Here is a 17,714-nt window from a genome sequence, read left to right as displayed (position 1 = left end):
ACCGGCCCCGGGCGTCAGCGCCGTACGGAACCCACCGCCGCCGCCACCGCGTGCAGGAAGCGCGCGGTCGCGGCGGCGCTCGGCGGGGTCTCCGGGTTCCAGTCGGCGAGCCGGGCGCCGGGCGGTACCGGCGGGGGCGAGGCGTGCGCCCGGTTGTCGGCGAGGACCACGTCCGGGGCGAGGCTCCGGGCCTCCTCGGGGGCGGTGGTCAGCCAGTTGACGCCGCCGCCGGGGGCCGGTTCGACCAGCTCGACGCCCAGCTCCACCAGGTGCCGCAGCTCGGGCCAGGTGCCCGGGCGGGCCAGATGCACCTGCTCGGCGCCGGCGCCGGACAGCGCGAGCACCCGGACACCGGGGGCCGCGGCGACCGCGTCCCGGACCGCGCGCTCGGCCACCGCCAGCGGATCGGCGCCGGTACGGGGCAGCCGCCCGTCCTCGGCCAGACTCCGCGCCAGGTCCGCGAAGCGCCCCAGCAGCGCGGGCAGCGGCGCGCCGCCCACCGAGAGCGCGACCAGCGGCACCCCGAGCGGACGGGTCAGGGAGTAGGGGTACTTGTCGTCGTAGGTGACGTCCACGACGAGGTCGGGGCGCAGCCCGTCGAGCACCTCGTCGGTCAGCTCCGGGCCCGGCCCGAGGTAGGGCACCCCGGCCGCGACGAGGCCGCCGGACTTGGCCGGGTCGGGGAGTTCGCCGTCGTGGTTGGAGCCGTACACCCCCACCGGGGTCACCCCGAGGTCGTACAGGGCCGCCCCGGCCCGTACATAGGCGACGATCCGGCGGGGCTGGGCCGCCGCCCGGACCTCCTGCCCGGTGTCGTCGGTGAACGCCCACCCGGCGCCGCCCGCCGGCCCCGTGGCCTCGATGGTCGTCTGTGCTTCCGTATCGTCCGTCCCGTCCCGCACCGCGCCGCTCCCCTCGTATGTCCCGCCCTGACGGACGGGCTGCGCCCACCATGGTCCCGAACCGGCCAACCGCACAAGGGTGCCTACGGCAAGGAACGTGCCAGAGGCCTTGCGCGGGCTCCGGACCAGGTCGGACGCCGGGGAGCGGCATCGGGCCGAGGGAGTGTCAGTGGCGGCGCGTACGGTCGGGGACATGGACGTTCAGGGGTGGGCCGGGGTGCGCCGGCGGGTCGGGGCGCTCGGCGACCGGCCGGGGGCCGACGAGGTGTTCGGGGCGCTGGGGCACCGGTGGGCGCTGGAGGGGCCGTTGTCCGGGGAGGAGCTGGCCGACCTGGAGACGGGCACGGGGGTGCGGCTGCCGGAGGAGTACCGGAGCTTCCTGCTGGAGGTGGGCGCGGGCGGCGCCGGCCCCGGGTACGGGCTGTTCCCGCTCCGCCGGGAGGAAGGGCGCTGGCGGCTGGAGGGCGACGGGGCGGACCTGGCCGACCTCTCCCGGCTGGCCGAGCCGTTCCCGGAGCACGGGCCGGACCCGGAGCTGCTGGCCGCGCTGCTCGCCGAGTGCCCCGAGGAGGAGGAGTTCGACGACATCGAGGAGTTCGACGAGGCGTACGAGGCGTGGGACGAGCGGTGGGGTGCGGTGCTGTTCGCGCCGGAGCGCACGGCCGGCGCCCTGGTCCTCTCCCATCTGGGGTGCGCCCAGCGGGAGTGGCTGGTGGTGAGCGGTGTCCACCGGGGCACGATGTGGTCCGACTGCCGTACGGACGACGCCGACCTGGCGCCGCTGACCCACGAGGACGGCACCCCGGTGACCTTCGCCCAGTGGTACCGGGCCTGGCTGGAGTCGGCCGAGCGCGCCACCGGCACGGCCACCCGGAGCCGAGAACCGGGGCCCGGAGGAGAGATACCCGGCCCGGGGCCGGAGGAGGGACACCCGGCCCCCGGCCCGGAGGGAAATCTCCTGGCCCGGCTCCCGCCCCGGTGACATCCTGAACGGCGTGAACGGACCGGAGATCGAGATCAGCTTCGCGCCCGCGCTCGCCCTCTTCGTCGCGGCCCCGCGCCGCGCCGGGCGCACCGCCGCCGTGACCGACGGGGTGTCCACCCTGGGCCATGTCGTGGAGTCGCTGGGCGTGCCGCTGACCGAGGCCGGGGAGCTGCTGGTGGACGGCCGCCCGGTCGCGCCCTCGCATGTCCCGGCGGCCGGGGAGCATGTCCATGTCGCCGGGGTGCGGCGCCCGCAGCGGGTGTCCGGGGCGCCGCTGCGCTTCCTTCTCGACGTCCATCTGGGCACACTGGCCCGGCGGTTGCGGCTGCTGGGAGTGGACGCGGCCTACGAGAGCGAGGACATCGGGGACGGGGCGCTGGCCGCGCTGTCGGCCCGGGAGCGCCGGGTGATGCTCTCCCGCGACCGGGGCCTGCTGCGGCGGCGCGAGCTGTGGGCGGGCGGCTATGTCTACAGCGACCGCCCCGAGGACCAACTCCGGGACGTCCTGGAGCGGTTCGCCCCGCCGCTCGCCCCATGGACCCGCTGCACGGCGTGCAACGGGGAGCTGGCACAGGCCGACAAGGAGACGGTGCGGGCCCGGCTGGAGCAGGGCACCGAACGTACCTACGACGTCTTCGCCCAGTGCTCGGCCTGCGACCGGGTCTACTGGCGCGGCGCCCACCACTCCCGGCTGGAGACCATCGTGGCGGACGCCCTGAGGGAGTTCGGCGGCGCGGCGGTGCAGGGACCGGCCTCACCGCGGTGACGGCCTCCGCCGGGGAAGGGCCGCCGCCTGCCCGGGCGTTTTCGTGGTCGCGCGTGGCACCCTGACCCCCATGCTGATCGCCCGTTCCGTCGCCCTCTTCGTCCTGGCCGCCCTCTGCGAGATCGGCGGCGCCTGGCTGGTGTGGCAGGGGGTACGGGGCGGGGCCGGCGAGGCGGGGCGGGGGTGGCTGTGGATCGGCGCCGGGGTCGTCGCCCTCGGCGCGTACGGCTTCGTCGCCACCCTCCAGCCGGAGGGCGACTTCGGCCGCATCCTGGCCGCGTACGGCGGGGTGTTCGTGGCCGGCTCGATCCTGTGGGCCATGGCCGCCGACGGCTACCGCCCGGACCGCTTCGACGTGGCGGGCGCGCTGATCTGCCTCGCCGGGATGGCCGTGATCATGTACGCGCCGCGCGGCCGCTGAGTCCCAGGGGCCCGACGCCTCCCCGCGCCCGACGCCCCCGGCGGCCCGACTCCCCCGCTGACCCCCGGGGGCCCGGCGCCCCGATGCCCAGGCCGCCGCCCGCCACCCAACGCCCCGCCGACGCCCGACGCCCCCGCGCGGCCGCTGACCCCCGAGGGCCTGGCGGCCCGACGCCCCCGCTGAGCCCCAGGAACCTGGAGGCCCGACGCCTCCCCGCGCCCGACACCCCCGGCAGCCCGACTCCCCGGCGCCCCGGACGGCGCCAACCGTGCCGTTGCCTATCCTGGCCGGTACCGGCCGCCGTTCGACCACCCGTACGAGGAGCACGCCCATGACCTCCGCCCCCGCAGTCACTCCCGTCGCCGTCGTCACCGGGGCGAGCAGCGGTATCGGCGCGGCCACCGCGCGGCAGCTCGCCGAGGCGGGCCACCGGGTGGTGCTGACCGCCCGCCGCAAGGACCGGATCGAGGCACTGGCGGCCGAGCTCACCGCGGCGGGCCACCAGGCCGCCGCCCACCCCCTGGACGTCACCGACCGCGCGGCCGTGGACGCCTTCGCGGCCGGACTGGACCGCTGCGACGTGCTGGTCAACAACGCGGGCGGGGCGCTGGGCGCGGACCCGGTGGCCACCGGCGACCCGGCCGACTGGCGGCAGATGTACGAGGTCAACGTCATCGGCACGCTCAATCTGACCCAGGCGCTGCTGCCCGCGCTCACCGCGTCCGGCGCCGGCACCGTGGTGGTGGTCAGCTCCACCGCCGGGCACGCGGCCTACGAGGGCGGGGCCGGCTATGTCGCGGCCAAGAACGGCGCCCGGGTGCTCGCCGAGACCCTCCGGCTGGAGATCGTCGGCACTCCGGTACGGGTGGTGGAGGTCGCCCCCGGCATGGTGAAGACCGAGGAGTTCGCCACCACCCGGTTCCGCGGCGACACCGAGAAGGCCGCCAAGGTCTACGAGGGCGTGGCCGAGCCGCTGACCGCGGACGACGTCGCCGACACCATCGCCTGGGCCGTCACCCGTCCCCCGCACGTCAACATCGACCTGCTGGTGGTCCGCCCGCGCGCCCAGGCGTCCAACTCCAAGGTCCACCGCGAGCGCTGAGCCGGAGCCGGGAGGGCGGTACGGGCCCCCGCCCGGCAGGCGGTACGAGAGGCCCCCGGGCCCCGCGTACCGCGCTCCCGCCTCAGCCCTTCACACACACCAGCTGGCGGAGCTTGGCCACCACCTCGACCAGATCCCGCTGCTGGTCGATGACCTGCTCGATCGGCTTGTACGCGGCCGGGATCTCGTCCACCACCCCGGCGTCCTTACGGCACTCCACGCCCCGGGTCTGGTCCTCCAGGTCCCGGGTCGAGAACCGCCGCTTCGCCGCGTTCCGGCTCATCCGGCGGCCGGCGCCGTGCGAGGCGGAGTTGAAGGAGGCCTCGTTGCCCAGGCCCTTCACGATGTACGAGCCGGTGCCCATCGAGCCGGGGATGATCCCGTAGTCGCCGGAGCCGGCCCGGATCGCGCCCTTCCGGGTCACCAGCAGATCCATCCCGTCGTACCGCTCCTCCGCCACGTAGTTGTGGTGGCAGGAGATCACCGGCTCGAAGGTGACCTTCGCCTTCCTGAACTCCTTGCGGACCACGTCCTGGAAGAGCGCCATCATGATCGCCCGGTTGTACTTGGCGTACTCCTGCGCCCAGAACAGGTCGTTGCGGTAGGCCGCCATCTGCGGGGTGTCCGCCACGAAGACGGCGAGGTCGCGGTCGACCAGTCCCTGGTTGTGCGGCAGCTTCCGCGCCTGCCCGATGTGGTACTCGGCCAGCTCCTTGCCGATGTTGCGCGAACCGGAGTGCAGCATCAGCCAGACCGCGCCGGCCTCGTCCAGGCAGAACTCGATGAAGTGGTTGCCGCCGCCGAGCGAGCCCATCTGCTTGGCCGCCCGCTCCCGGCGGAAGTGGACCGCGTCGGCGATCCCGTCGAACCGGGACCAGAAGTCGTCCCAGCCGGCCGTCGGGAAGCCGTGCAGCCGCCGCGGGTCGACCAGCTCGCCGTGCATCGAGAAGCCGACCGGAATCGTCTCCTCGATCTTCGAGCGGAGCCGCGACAGATCACCGGGCAGGTCGTTCGCGGTCAGCGAGGTCTTCACCGCCGACATCCCGCAGCCGATGTCCACACCGACCGCGGCCGGGCAGACCGCGCCGTGCATGGCGATCACCGAGCCGACCGTGGCGCCCTTGCCGTAGTGCACGTCCGGCATGACGGCCAGGCCCTTGATCCACGGCAGGGTCGCCACGTTGTGCAGCTGGCGCAGGGCGCCGTCCTCCACCGTCGCGGGGTCGGCCCACATCCGGATGGGGACCTTCGCCCCCGGCATCTCCACGTACGACATAACTCCTCGATTCCCCCGGAAACACGTCAGAAGGCACAGAACGGAAAACCGGTGCCAAGGTCCGCGAAAGCGGCGACGGACCGGCAGCGACGGCAGCGCGTGCGATACACATTGTGTGCGGCGGCCGTACGCGACCGCCAACCCGTTTTCCGTCCACCGACCCGATCGCCGTCCGTCCCGGCGGACCGGCCACGCGGCACAGCGCACCGCGGTCCACCGCAGCGCAGCACCGCAGCGCATCGCAGTGAGAGGAGCCCCACCGTGCGACGCAGGGCGAACGCACCCCGCGACACCGCGGCCGACCCCGCGGCCGCTCGCGCGGCGGCCCGCCGCACCGGCTGGGCCGCGGCCCTCGCCGCCGGCGCCGTACTGCTGACCGGGTGCACCGGCGGCAGCGGACCGGACGGCGCGGCCCAGGACTCCAAGGCCGGTGACGGGGCCGGGCAGGCCGCCGCCCCCGGCCGGTACCGCACCCTGCTGGAGCCCTGCGGCTCGATCTCCGCCGCCACCCTGCGCGAACTGCTGCCGAGCGCCGCGGACCTCACCGACGAGCAGCGCGAGCGGGTCTACCAGGGCACCCCGGCCGTCACCTACGACACCGACCGCCGGGCCGGCTGCAGCTGGAAGGCGGACGGCCCGGAAGCCTCCCACCAGCTCGTGCTGGACTTCGAGCGGGTGGTCTCCTACGACCCCGAGGTCAGCGACGACGAGCGGGCGCAGCAGGTGTACGGGGACAAGGAGTCGGCCGTCCTGCCCGCCGCACCGCCCACCACCTCCGCCAAGCCCTCGTCACCGGAGGACGCCCCCTCCGAGTCCCCCGCCGACCCCTCCCCCACCTCCGAGACCCCCGGCACGGCAGGATCCGGCGGCGCCCCCCAGCCGAGCGCCTCCGGCAAGCCCGGCGGCTCCGGCCCGCTGGACCCCTCCGGCAGCGCCGCCACGACCGAGGGCCTGGAGCCCCGGGTGCTCACCGGCCTCGGCGACGCGGCCTTCCTGGACGACGTCCTGGACCGCGCCGGCTCCACCGCCCAGCGCCGCACCGTCAGCGTGGTGTTCCGCACATCGAACGTCATCGTCACCATCCGGTACGCCGAGCAGCCGGCGAGCATCACCGAGGTGCCCGACAGCGCGGAACTGCAGGACAAGGCACAGGGACTGGCCCGCGGGCTGGCCGACCGGTTCGACGAGTAGCGGCCCCCCGCCCCCGCGCGACCGGCCCGCCCCCGCCCCCGGCACGCCGCCGATCCGGGCTACCGTGGCCGCACGTCCGGACGGACAAAGGCACAGACGGACAAAAGCACAGACGTACCAGGGCACAGACGTACCAGGGCACACCGTCCAAAGGCACACCGCACGAAGTCACACCCGTACGAAAGCACTCCCGTACGACAAGCGAAGGAACCATGCAGCGATCAGCCCCGCGACTCACCCGCATACTCGCCTGCGCAGCCGTACCGGTGATGCTCGTCGCCGCCGGCTGCTCGTCGGACTCCGGCGGTGACGGCGCCGACGGGGCCCCGGAGCAGTCGCCCACCGCGGCCGCCTCGCCCACCCCCACTCCCACCCCCACCGTGGAGCCGGCCGTCTACGGCGAGCTGCCCGAGCCCTGCAAGGCCGTCGCCGAGGTGACGATCAAGGCCCTGGTGCCCGAGGTGAAGCGCAAGGGCGGCACCCCCGGCCAGACCAGCGACACCACCAGCCGCGGCAGCTGCTCCTGGAACGGGCTGGACGACAAGGGCGTCAAGGGCTCCCAGTACCGCTGGCTGGACGTCTCCCTGCTGCGCTACGAGTCCGACCCCTCGCTGGGCAGCGGCGAGCAGCGGGCCACCGAGAACTTCGCCAAGGAGGTCGCCAAGGTGAAGGCGACCCAGGGTGCCAAGGACGTGAAGTCCGCCCCCGCCAAGGGCCTCGGCGACGAGGCGGTCGCCATCGGCTACGGGCTGAAGAAGTCGGACGAGGACTTCACCTACGCGGCCATCGTGACCCGCACCGAGAACGTGGTCGTCACCGTCTCCTACAACGGCGCCGGCTTCGCGGGCTCCGACACCCCGGACCGCGCGGACCTCGCCAAGGAGGCCACCCGCGCCGCCAAGGACGCGGTCAAGGCCGTGGCCGCGGCCAACAAGTAACGCCGCAGCACGCTGGAGCCCGGCACCCCCGCCCACCCGCGGCGGTGCCGGGCTCCGCGCTTCTCCGCAGCGTGTGCCGACCCGCGTTGACGGCGCCTCAGGCCCTCCCCGAGGGACGTCTCCCGAACGCATGTGCCAGGCTTTGCCCCCGTAGGACATACAGGGAGGGGATCGCGGGTGGCCGCGATGCAGTTGACACGTACACACCGGGTGCTGATCGGGCTGGTCATCGCCGGTGCGGTGATCATCGCCGGGATCGGTTTCGCCGGCTCGTACGCGGCGGTGCGCGAACTCGCCGAACGCAAGGGCTTCGGCGACTTCTCGCTGGTCTTCCCCATCGGCATCGACGCCGGCATCTGCGTACTGCTGGCGCTGGACCTGCTGCTGACCTGGCTGCGGATCCCGTTCCCGCTGCTGCGGCAGACGGCCTGGCTGCTGACCATCGCCACGATCGCCTTCAACGGCGCCGCCTCCTGGCCGGATCCGCTCGGCGTCGGTATGCACGCGGTGATCCCGGTCCTGTTCGTGGTCGCGGTGGAGGCCGCCCGGCACGCCGTCGGGCGGATCGCCGACATCACCGCGGACAAGCACATGGAGGGCGTACGGCTCACCCGCTGGCTGCTCTCCCCGGTGCCGACCTTCCGGCTGTGGCGGCGGATGAAGCTGTGGGAGCTGCGGTCGTACGAGCAGGTCATCAAGCTGGAGCAGGACCGGCTGATCTACCAGGCCCGGTTGCAGGCCCGCTACGGCCGCGCCTGGCGCCGCAAGGCCCCGGTGGAGTCGCTGATGCCGCTGCGGCTCGCCCGGTACGGCGTCCCGCTCGCGGAGACCGGCCCCGCCGGGCTCGCCGCGGCCGGCATCGAACCCGCGCTGCTGCCGCCGAGCCCCCAGGAGACGCCCGCCGAGCCCCTTCCGCTCACCACCGGCGCGCCCGGCCGACCCGCGCTGCCCGAGGCCGCCGGCCAGGGCGAAAACCGGGACCGGGACCAGGAGCAGCCGCAGCAGCACCCGGAGGTGGACCCGGAGCAGGGCCCGCCGCGGTCCGTACCGACCGGGGCGGCCGAGGCGGAGGCCGTACGGCCCGAGGCTGCCCCCCAGGAGCAGCACGAGCAGCACGGGCGGCAGCCCGACGAGCAGCAGCCGAACGGGCCCCAGCAGCCGTACGTACCGGAGCAACCGTACGGCCCTCAGCCACAGCACGGCCCTCAGCAGCCGTACGGGCCTCAGGCACCCCAGCAGCCCCATGGGCCCCAGCAGCCCCACGGGCCCCAGGCGCCGCAGACCGCCGACGCCACCGACGCCACCGATGGCGCTGACGGCGCCGAGGCCGTCGACTACTCCAGCCCGTGGTTCAGCGCCCCGCGTGAGCCCCAGCCCGCGTACCAGGGCTCCTACGACCCGGAGTTCGGCGAGGCGGGGGCCGCGGAGGCCGTGCCGGAGGTCGTACTGGACACCGAGGCGTTCGGGCGGGCCGCCTACGAGGCGTACAAGGAGTTCAAGGAGCAGTACGACGACGCCCAGCCCAACGCCCAGGTCTTCGGCGACTACCTGGCCAGCCGGCTCAACATCCGGCACCCGCAGGGCAGCACGCTGCTGAACCGGCTGCTGCCCGGCTTCGAGAAGCGCCACCAGCAGGACCTGGCCGCCGACCAGCCCGCCTGAGCACGCCAGGGATACGACCCGGGGCCCCGCCGACGATTCGGCGGGGCCCCGGGTCATGTGCCCGCGTACCGGTCAGGCGGCGGCGGTCGCCAGCAGTGTCCGGACCCGGTCGGCGCCGACCGCGAGCAGCAGGGTGGGCAGGCGCGGGCCGGTGTCCCGGCCGACCAGCAGCCGGTAGAGCAGGGCGAAGAAGGTGCGCTGGGCGACCTTCAGCTCCGGCGTCGGCTTGGCCTCCGGGTCGAGCCCGGCCATCACCTTGGGCACCCCGTAGACCAGGGTGGTCAGCCCGTCCAGCGACCAGTGGCTGTCCAGGCCCTCCACCAGCAGCCGCAGCGACTCGCGCCCCTGCTCGTCCAGCGAGCCCAGCAGCTCGGTGTCCGGCTCGATGCGCACCACGGTCCGCTGGTCGGCGGGGACCTGGGTGGAGATCCAGCTCTCCGCCCGGTCCAGCCGGGGGCGGACCACGTCCAGCGAGGTCAGTGGGTCGGACGGGTCCAGCTCGCTGAGGATGCGCAGGGTCTGCTCCTCCTGGCCGCCGGTGATGTCGGCGACCGAGGCGAGGGTGCGGTACGGCAGCGGGCGCGGGGTGCGCGGCAGCTCGCCGCCCGCGGTGCGCACCGCGCGAGAGTGCGCGGCCGCGTCGGCCGGCAGCACCGAGCCGTCAGCGACCTTGGACTCCAGCTTGTCCCACTCGTCGTACAGCCGCTGGATCTCCTGGTCGAAGGCGATCTTGAACGACTGGTTCGGCCGGCGGCGCGCGTACAGCCAGCGCAGCAGCGGCGCCTCCATGATCTTCAGCGCGTCGCCCGGGGTGGGCACCCCGCCCCGCGAGGAGGACATCTTGGCCATGCCGGAGATGCCCACGAAGGCGTACATCGGGCCGATGGGCTGCACCCCGTCGAAGATCTCGCGGACGATCTGGCCGCCGACCACGAAGGACGAGCCGGGCGAGGAGTGGTCCACCCCGCTGGGCTCGAAGATCACACCCTCGTACGCCCAGCGCATCGGCCAGTCGACCTTCCACACCAGCTTGCCCCGGTCGAACTCGCTGAGCTTGACGGTCTCGGTGAAGCCGCAGACGCAGGAGTACGTCAGCTCGGTGGTCTCGTCGTCGTACGCGGTGACCGTGGTGAGGTCCTTGCCGCAGCCGCCGCAGTACGGCTTGTACGGGTAGTAGCCGCCCGCACCGCCGGAGCCGTCGTCCTCGGCGGCCGCGCCGGAGCCCTCGGCGGCCTCCAGCTCCGCCTCCTCCACCGGCTTCTGCTGCTGCTTGGCCTGCTGCTTCTTCGGCTGGCCGGTGGCCTTGTCCTTGGTCCGGTACCGGTCCAGGATCGCGTCGATGCCGCCGCGGTGGCGCATGGCGTGCAGGATCTGCTCGCGGTACGCGCCGGAGGTGTACTGGGCGGTCTGGCTGATCCCGTCGAACTCCACGCCCAGCTCCGCCAGCGAGGCGGTCATCGCGGACTTGAAGTGCTCCGACCAGTTGGGGTGCGGGGAGCCCGCCGGGGCCGGCACCGAGGTCAGCGGCTTGCCGATGTGCTCGGCCCATGACTTGTCCACGCCCGCGACGCCGTCCGGCACCTTGCGGTACCGGTCGTAGTCGTCCCAGGAGATCAGATGGCGCACCTCGTGGCCCCGGCGGCGGATCTCGTCGGCGACCAGGTGCGGGGTCATCACCTCGCGGAGGTTGCCCAGGTGGATCGGGCCGGACGGGGAGAGCCCGGAGGCGACGACGACCGGTTTGCCAGGCGCACGTCGCTCCGACTCGGCGATGACCTCGTCCGCGAAACGGGAGACCCAGTCGGTCTCGGTGCTGCTCTGAGCCACGATCGGCACGTCCTTGCTTCTCTTCGGTGCTGGCTGGTCGTCGGTCCCGGGGGCGCGGAACAGGGCGCCCGCCCCGGGAGAGGCCATTGTCCCAGACAATGCGTTTGCGCCGCATGGGAGAATGGCAGCCGCAGCCGCCGGGGCCCCGCGCCCCGCACATCGGCGGCCGCCACGACGACGACCACGACAGGAACGGAAGCCATGGCCTCGGTGCCCTCCCTCGCTTCGACCGTCCAGCAGCGCCTCGCGGACGCCCTCACGGCCACCCTGCCGGAGGCCGGGTCCGCCGACCCCCTGCTGCGACGTAGCGACCGGGCCGACTTCCAGGCCAACGGCATCCTGGCGCTGGCCAAGAAGCTCAAGGGCAACCCGCGCGAGCTGGCCGCCGAGGTCACCGAGGCGGTCTCCGCCGGCGACCGGGCGGGCGAGCTCTTCGGCGGCATCGAGGTCTCCGGCCCCGGCTTCCTCAACATCACCCTCACCGACCAGGCCATCGTCCGGACGCTGGCGGCCCGGGCCGCCGACGACCGGCTCGGTGTGCCGCTGGCGCCCGCCCCGGGCACCACGGTCATCGACTACGCCCAGCCGAACGTGGCCAAGGAGATGCACGTCGGCCACCTCCGCTCGGCGGTGATCGGCGACGCGGTGGTGCGGATCCTGGAGTTCACCGGCGAGAAGGTGGTCCGGCGCCACCACATCGGCGACTGGGGCACCCAGTTCGGCATGCTCATCCAGTACCTCACCGAGCACCCGCACGAGCTGGACCACGAGGGCGGCGCGGAGGTCTCCGGCGAGGAGGCGATGTCCAACCTCAACCGGCTGTACAAGGCCTCCCGGGCGCTGTTCGACTCCGACGAGGAGTTCAAGGCCCGCTCCCGGGACCGGGTGGTGGCCCTCCAGTCCGGCGACGAGCCGACCCTGGCCCTCTGGCAGCGGTTCGTGGACGAGTCGAAGATCTACTTCTACTCGGTCTTCGACAAGCTGGACATGGAGATCTCCGACCCGGACGTGGTCGGCGAGTCCGGGTACAACGACATGCTGGACGAGACCTGCCGCATCCTGGAGGAGACCGGCGTCGCCGTCCGCTCCGAGGGCGCGCTCTGCGTCTTCTTCGACGACGTCAAGGGCCCGGACGGCAACCCGGTGCCGCTGATCGTCCGCAAGTCCAACGGCGGCTACGGCTACGCGGCCACCGACCTCTCCGCGATCCGCGACCGGGTGCACCACCTGGGCGCGGACACCCTGCTGTACGTGGTGGACGCCCGGCAGTCGCTGCACTTCAAGATGGTCTTCGAGACCGCCCGCCGGGCCGGCTGGCTGAACGAGCGGACGCACGCCGTGCAGCTGGCCTTCGGCACGGTGCTCGGCAAGGACGGCAAGCCGTTCAAGACCCGTGAGGGCGAGACGGTCCGGCTGGTGGACCTGCTGGACGAGGCCGTGGAGCGGGCGGCCGCGGTGGTCCGGGAGAAGAACGAGGACCTCAGCGAGGACGAGGTCGCCGAGCGGGCGGCACAGGTCGGCATCGGCGCGATCAAGTATGCCGACCTGTCGACCTCGGCCTCCCGGGACTACAAGTTCGACCTGGACCAGATGGTCTCGCTCAACGGCGACACCTCCGTCTACCTCCAGTACGCCTACGCCCGGATCCGGTCCATCCTCCGCAAGGCGGGCGAGGCGCGCCCGGTGGCCCACCCGGAGCTCCCCCTGGCTCTCGCGGAGCGCGCCCTCGGTCTGCACCTGGACCAGTTCGCGGAGGTCCTGGCGGAGGTGGCCGAGTCCTATGAGCCGCACAAGCTGGCCGCGTACCTCTACCAGCTCGCCTCGCATCTGACGACGTTCTACGCCCAGTGCTCGGTGCTCGGCGCGGACACCCCGGAGCAGAGGGAGAACCGCCTCTTCCTCTGCGAGCTGACCGGCCGCACCCTCCACCAGGGCATGGAACTGCTCGGCATCCGCACCCCCGAGCGGCTCTGAGCGGCTCTGAGCGGGTGTAGCTCCGGTGTAGCCGAGGTGTATCCGACCTGGGGGTAGCCCCCGGTCGGATACACCGGGCAGCCGGATGTTCCGGCCCGGCGGCGCGCGCCAGGATGATCACGTACCCATCAGGTACCCGTCCGTCCGCGTCCGTCGGAGGTCATCCACCGTGCTGCCCTCGCTCCACCGTCCCCACCGTCCCGCCCGTCTCCGCCTCTCGGCGGCCTTGACCCTGCTGGTCGGCGTCCTCACCACGGCCCTGCTCCCGGCCGGGCCGGTCCATGCATCCCCCCGACCAGGGGCCGGGGTCGTCGTCCACCCGCTGGACGGTGTCTGGCGGATGGACGGTTACGGCACGGTGCTCGGGATAGCGGGCGGGCGGCTCACCGAGTACGAGACCAGCCGCGCGGGCTGGCTGCCCGGCGCCACCGCCCTGCGGACCGAGGGCGGGGAGCGCGGCGGGGCCGTCTACACCGGCGAGCAGAACGACACCGTCTACCGCCTCCACGCCCCTGGCCCGGGGCCGCACAAGGGCCCCGTCCGCCATGCCGCGCTGCGCATCGACGGCTCCACCGGGGAGCGCGGGCTGCGCCGCGTCGCCGCCCTGCCGCGCGCCTGCACCCGCCCCGCGCCGAGTGGACCGGTGGCCGTCTTCGACACCTTCTGGGCCACCTTCGCGGAGAACTACCCCTTCTTCGCCGCCAAGGGCATCGACTGGCAGGCGGTACGGGACCGCTACCGCCCCCGCGTCCACCGGGACACCACCGACGCCGAGCTCGCCGCCCTCCTCAGCGCGATGATCGAGCCCCTGCACGACGGGCACGTCCGGCTCGACGACGGCACGGGACACGGCTACGCCTGGATACGCCCGGGCACCACCATGCCCGGCCCCGAGCTGGACCAGCGGACCATCGCCCTGGTCGAGGAGCACGGCCTCGGCGGCCGGAGCCTCACCCGCTACGCGCGAGGCCGCATCACCTACGCCGACCTCCCCGCCACCGGCCAACCCGTCAGCAGCCGGGACAGCGCATCCCACCTGGGCTACCTACGGATCTCCGGCTTCGCCGGCTACACCCAGCGGAACGACTTCGCGGCCAACGCCGCCGAGCTGGAACGCACCCTGGACGCCCTCCTCACCCCCGAGCGCACCGCCCGCCTGGACGGCCTGATCATCGATTTACGGGTGAACGGCGGCGGCTCGGACGCGCTGGCCCTGCGGCTCGCCTCCCGTCTCACCGACCGCCCCTACGTCGGCTACGCCAAGCAGGCCCGCAACGACCCCGACCACCCGGACCGCTTCTCTCCCGCCCAGCGCATCACGGTCAAGCCCGCGACCGGCACCGTCTACACCGGCCCGATAGCCGTCCTCGCCGGCGGCTCCACCTTCAGCGCGGGGGAAGGCTTCGTCCAGGCGCTGATGGAGCGGCCGGGCGGCGTCCTGCGGATCGGGGAGCACACCCAGGGCGTCTTCTCCGACGTCCTCGAACGGAGACTGCCCAACGGCTGGTCCTTCGGGCTGCCCAACGAGGTGTTCCGCACCCGCACCGGGCGCACCTTCGACGGTGCCGGTATACCCCCGCAGCTGCGGGAGCCCGTCTTCACCGAGGAGGAGTTCGCCCAGCGCAAGGACTCCGCCTTCGACCGGGCCGTCACCGCCCTGCGGGGTGACCGGGACATACGGAGCGGGCGGGGCTGACCTCCACCGCTACTGACCGGGGTTGCTACTGGCCACTGACCGGGGTTGTTACCGGCCACTGACCGGGGGGCTACTGGCCGCGGGCGTGCCGGCCCTCGGGCGACCGCAGCGAGGGCAGCCGGAGAGCCACCGAGCGGTGCTTGGCGGTGGCCTCCGGGAACTGGAGGAGCAGGGCCGCCGCCACCAGCGGCAGGATGAGCAGTACGAGGGTCACCATCGCCGTTCTTCCTTCCGTACGTCGCGTCCGTCCCATTCCGCCTGACCGGATACGCGCACCGAAAACCCCCGTTGTCCCGCGATGCGGTGGCATACGCCCCGGCGCGCGCCCTCCGCAACACGCGCCCCAGCGGCTCCTGGGCCCTCACCCGCCCCGGTTACTCCCCGGTTACTCCCCGGTCGGGCTACTCCTTGGTGGTCGGCGCCGCTCCCAGCACCTGGTGGCGGCCCCACTCGCCCAGCGGGGCCAGCGCCTCGTTGAGCTGCACACCGCGCGGCGTCAGCGCGTACTCCACCCGCGGCGGCACCTCGTCGTAGACCGTCCGCCGGACGATCCCGTCCGCTTCCATCTCCCGCAGCTGGGCGGTGAGCACCTTCTCGCTCACGCCCTTCAACTGGCGCCGCAGCTCACCGAACCGGACGGCGCCGTACTCCTCCAGCACCCAGAGCGCGAGCACCTTCCACTTGCCGCCGACCACGTACATCGCGGCGTCGATCCCGCACTGGAACCCGTCCGTTCGGCGCACGCCCCGCCCCCCACCTGCACCCTCACCTGCGGGTAACCACCCACTTCAAGGTGCGTACTTGATCACCGCGAACCGCCCGACGAGTCTAGCCGTATGACCGAAACGACCTCCGTATCGCTGCTCGGCCTGGGTGCCATGGGCACTGCTCTCGCCGAGGCCTGGCTCTCCGCCGGGCACCCGCTCACCGTCTGGAACCGCACCGCCGCCAAGGCCGCACCGCTCGCCGCACGCGGCGCCAAGACCGCCGCCACCCCCGCCGAGGCCATCGCGGCGAGCGACCTGGTGGTGCTCTGCCTGCTGAACGAGGACTCCCTGGACGAGACCCTCACCGACCTCGACCTCTCCGGCAAGGACCTGGTCAACCTGACCACCTCCACCCCGGGCGAGGCCCGCGCCCGGGCCGCCTGGGCCACGGCGCGGGGCGCCCGCTTCCTGGACGGCGGGATCATGGGCACCCCGCCGATGATCGGCGGGTCCGGCTCCGGCGCGTACATCCTCTACAGCGGCGACCGGGCGCTGTTCGACACCCACCAGGCGGTACTGGCGGCGCTCGCGGGCACCGTCTGGGCCGGGGACGACCCGGGCCACGCCGCGCTGACCGACGTGGCCCTGCTCACCGGGATGTACGGGATGTTCGCCGGCGCGGCCCAGGCGTTCGCGCTGGTCCGCCGGGACGGCCTGGACCCGGCGGTCTTCGCCGGGTTGCTCGGCCCCTGGCTGACAGCCATGGCCGGGCTGGTCCAGGAGTCCGGCGGCACCCCGGACGACGAGGGGTCCAGCCTCGCCATGCAGGTGGCGAGCACGGAGGTGCTGCTGCGCACCGCCGAGGAGCAGCGGGTGAGCTCGGAGCTGCTGACGCCCTACTACGCCTTGATGTCCCGCGCCCTGGAGACCGGCCGGCCGACCGACGAGCTGCTGCTCGCCGAGGACTGAGCACCGCGGCACAAAAGGAGAAGGCGCTCAGCCGCGGGCGCCGCCCAGCCGCTGCGCGGCCTCGGTGGCCCAGTAGGTGAGGATCATCTTGGCGCCGGCCCGGCGGATGCCGGTGAGCGTCTCCAGGATGGCGGCGTCCCGGTCGATCCAGCCCTTCTCGGCGGCCGCCTCGACCATCGCGTACTCGCCGCTGATCTGGTACGCGGCCACCGGCACGTCCACCGCGTCGGCGACCTTCGCCAGGATGTCCAGGTAGGGGCCGGCGGGCTTCACCATCACCATGTCGGCGCCCTCTTCGAGGTCCAGCGCCAGTTCCCGCAGCGACTCCCGGGCGTTCGCCGGGTCCTGCTGGTAGGTCTTGCGGTCGCCGCGCAGCGAGGAGCCGACCGCCTCCCGGAACGGGCCGAAGAAGGCCGAGGAGTACTTCACGGTGTACGCGAGGATCGCCACGTCCTCCTTGCCGATGGTGTCCAGGGCGTCCCGGATCACCCCGATCTGGCCGTCCATCATCCCGCTGGGGCCCACCACATGGGCCCCGGCGTCGGCCTGGACCTGGGCCATCTCGGCGTACCGCTCCAGGGTGGCGTCGTTGTCCACCCGGCCCTCGGCGTCCAGCACCCCGCAGTGGCCGTGGTCGGTGTACTCGTCCAGGCAGAGGTCGGACATGACCACCAGGTCGTCGCCGACCTCGGCACGGACATCGCGCAGGGCCTGCTGGAGGATGCCCTCGGGGTCGGTGCCGGCGGTGCCGGCGGCGTCCTTCTTGGCGTCCTCCGGCACGCCGAACAGCATGATCCCGGAGACGCCCGCGGACACCGCCTCCACGGCGGCCTTCCGCAGGGTGTCCCGGGTGTGCTGGACGACGCCGGGCATGGCGGAGATCGGCACCGGCTCGCCGATGCCCTCGCGGACGAAGGCGGGCAGGATCAGATCGGCCGGGCTCAGCCGGGTCTCCGCGACCATCCGCCGCATCACGGGCGTCGTCCGCAGTCGCCGGGGCCGGGTGCCGGGAAAGGAACCGTACGAAGTCATACCCGTCACGCTACGCCCGCCCGGACCACCCGATTGCCGACACCCCGTCGGCCCGCCCCGGGCCGCCGCGGCGCGCACGCCGAGGGCCCGGGCCGGCACACCCCGCGCACGCCTAGAGCCCACCCTGCACCCGCCCCGGGCCGCCGAGGGCCCGGCCCCGTCCGCCGCGCCGGGCCGCCCACCCCCGTACACCCCCATCCATCCCCGGGTACGCCGGAGGCCCGGCCCGGGAGCAACCGCTCCGGGCCGGGCCTCCGCACACGTGC

16 protein-coding genes are annotated in these 17,714 nt (G+C 73.6%); 10 read left to right on the top strand and 6 right to left on the bottom strand.

Going from position 1 to position 17,714, the window contains the following annotated elements; genetic code table 11:
• Positions 1-14: 14 nt before the first annotated feature.
• The gene (locus tag ABZ945_RS29820; RefSeq protein ID WP_361275805.1) at positions 15-902 is read right to left on the bottom strand and encodes an ABC transporter substrate-binding protein; all 888 of its coding nucleotides are present in this window, start codon (positions 900-902) and stop codon (positions 15-17) included.
• A 193-nt stretch (positions 903-1,095) separates the two neighbouring features.
• Between ABZ945_RS29820 and ABZ945_RS29815 the strand changes: the two genes are divergently transcribed.
• The 4 genes from ABZ945_RS29815 (at position 1,096) to ABZ945_RS29800 (ending at position 4,176) form a co-directional block, all read left to right on the top strand.
• Positions 1,096-1,884 carry an SMI1/KNR4 family protein gene (locus ABZ945_RS29815; protein WP_361275802.1) on the top strand — a complete coding sequence of 263 codons (789 nt, stop codon included), beginning with the start codon at positions 1,096-1,098 and terminating at the stop codon, positions 1,882-1,884.
• 13 nt (positions 1,885-1,897) lie between these two features.
• Positions 1,898-2,653 carry a Mut7-C RNAse domain-containing protein gene (locus tag ABZ945_RS29810; RefSeq protein ID WP_361275799.1) on the top strand — a complete coding sequence of 252 codons (756 nt, stop codon included), beginning with the start codon at positions 1,898-1,900 and terminating at the stop codon, positions 2,651-2,653.
• 70 nt (positions 2,654-2,723) lie between these two features.
• Positions 2,724-3,074: a YnfA family protein gene (locus ABZ945_RS29805; RefSeq protein ID WP_248636987.1), complete on the top strand. Its 351-nt coding sequence runs from the start codon at positions 2,724-2,726 to the stop codon at positions 3,072-3,074.
• Between the two features lie 331 nt (positions 3,075-3,405).
• Entirely contained in the window at positions 3,406-4,176 is a 771-nt protein-coding gene (locus tag ABZ945_RS29800) for an SDR family NAD(P)-dependent oxidoreductase (RefSeq protein WP_248636986.1), read from the top strand.
• Between the two features lie 82 nt (positions 4,177-4,258).
• On the opposite strand, the gene ABZ945_RS29795 is transcribed toward ABZ945_RS29800, so the two are convergent.
• The gene (locus ABZ945_RS29795) at positions 4,259-5,452 is read right to left on the bottom strand and encodes an RtcB family protein (protein ID WP_361275795.1); all 1,194 of its coding nucleotides are present in this window, start codon (positions 5,450-5,452) and stop codon (positions 4,259-4,261) included.
• Between the two features lie 261 nt (positions 5,453-5,713).
• Between ABZ945_RS29795 and ABZ945_RS29790 the strand changes: the two genes are divergently transcribed.
• The 3 genes from ABZ945_RS29790 (at position 5,714) to ABZ945_RS29780 (ending at position 9,243) form a co-directional block, all read left to right on the top strand.
• Entirely contained in the window at positions 5,714-6,643 is a 930-nt protein-coding gene (locus ABZ945_RS29790) for a DUF3558 domain-containing protein (protein WP_361275793.1), read from the top strand.
• Between the two features lie 212 nt (positions 6,644-6,855).
• Positions 6,856-7,581 (top strand): DUF3558 domain-containing protein, encoded by a 726-nt coding sequence (locus ABZ945_RS29785; RefSeq protein ID WP_361275792.1) that lies wholly within the window; start codon positions 6,856-6,858, stop codon positions 7,579-7,581.
• 177 nt (positions 7,582-7,758) lie between these two features.
• On the top strand, positions 7,759-9,243 hold the full coding sequence (locus tag ABZ945_RS29780) for a DUF2637 domain-containing protein (RefSeq protein WP_361275789.1): 1,485 nt from the start codon (positions 7,759-7,761) through the stop codon (positions 9,241-9,243).
• 72 nt (positions 9,244-9,315) lie between these two features.
• Here the strand turns inward: ABZ945_RS29780 and lysS are convergent, their stop codons facing one another.
• On the bottom strand, positions 9,316-11,079 hold the full coding sequence (gene lysS, locus ABZ945_RS29775; protein WP_361275787.1) for a lysine--tRNA ligase: 1,764 nt from the start codon (positions 11,077-11,079) through the stop codon (positions 9,316-9,318).
• A gap of 192 nt (positions 11,080-11,271) precedes the next feature.
• On the opposite strand from lysS, the gene argS reads away from it, so the two are divergent.
• Both argS and ABZ945_RS29765 read left to right on the top strand, forming a co-directional pair.
• On the top strand, positions 11,272-13,044 hold the full coding sequence (gene argS, locus ABZ945_RS29770) for an arginine--tRNA ligase (RefSeq protein WP_361275784.1): 1,773 nt from the start codon (positions 11,272-11,274) through the stop codon (positions 13,042-13,044).
• 226 nt (positions 13,045-13,270) lie between these two features.
• Entirely contained in the window at positions 13,271-14,740 is a 1,470-nt protein-coding gene (locus ABZ945_RS29765) for a S41 family peptidase (protein WP_361275782.1), read from the top strand.
• A 70-nt stretch (positions 14,741-14,810) separates the two neighbouring features.
• Here the strand turns inward: ABZ945_RS29765 and ABZ945_RS29760 are convergent, their stop codons facing one another.
• Together ABZ945_RS29760 and ABZ945_RS29755 are read right to left on the bottom strand one after the other, a co-directional pair.
• Positions 14,811-14,957: a hypothetical protein gene (locus ABZ945_RS29760; protein WP_361275780.1), complete on the bottom strand. Its 147-nt coding sequence runs from the start codon at positions 14,955-14,957 to the stop codon at positions 14,811-14,813.
• A gap of 184 nt (positions 14,958-15,141) precedes the next feature.
• Positions 15,142-15,441: a helix-turn-helix domain-containing protein gene (locus ABZ945_RS29755; protein ID WP_361275864.1), complete on the bottom strand. Its 300-nt coding sequence runs from the start codon at positions 15,439-15,441 to the stop codon at positions 15,142-15,144.
• A 135-nt stretch (positions 15,442-15,576) separates the two neighbouring features.
• Between ABZ945_RS29755 and ABZ945_RS29750 the strand changes: the two genes are divergently transcribed.
• A complete protein-coding gene (locus ABZ945_RS29750; RefSeq protein WP_361275778.1) occupies positions 15,577-16,416 on the top strand; it encodes an NAD(P)-binding domain-containing protein in 840 nt (279 codons plus the stop codon).
• Between the two features lie 27 nt (positions 16,417-16,443).
• Here ABZ945_RS29750 and hemB read toward each other — a convergent pair whose 3' ends face one another.
• Positions 16,444-17,448: a porphobilinogen synthase gene (gene hemB, locus ABZ945_RS29745; RefSeq protein WP_361275775.1), complete on the bottom strand. Its 1,005-nt coding sequence runs from the start codon at positions 17,446-17,448 to the stop codon at positions 16,444-16,446.
• Positions 17,449-17,714: the final 266 nt, after the last annotated feature.

Origin of the sequence: Streptomyces sp. NPDC046887 (assembly GCF_040644755.1) — a bacterium.
Taxonomy (GTDB): domain Bacteria; phylum Actinomycetota; class Actinomycetes; order Streptomycetales; family Streptomycetaceae; genus Streptomyces; species Streptomyces lichenis.
The sequence above is the reverse complement of the archived record's forward strand: the minus strand, read 5'-3'. Positions and strand labels throughout refer to the sequence as shown.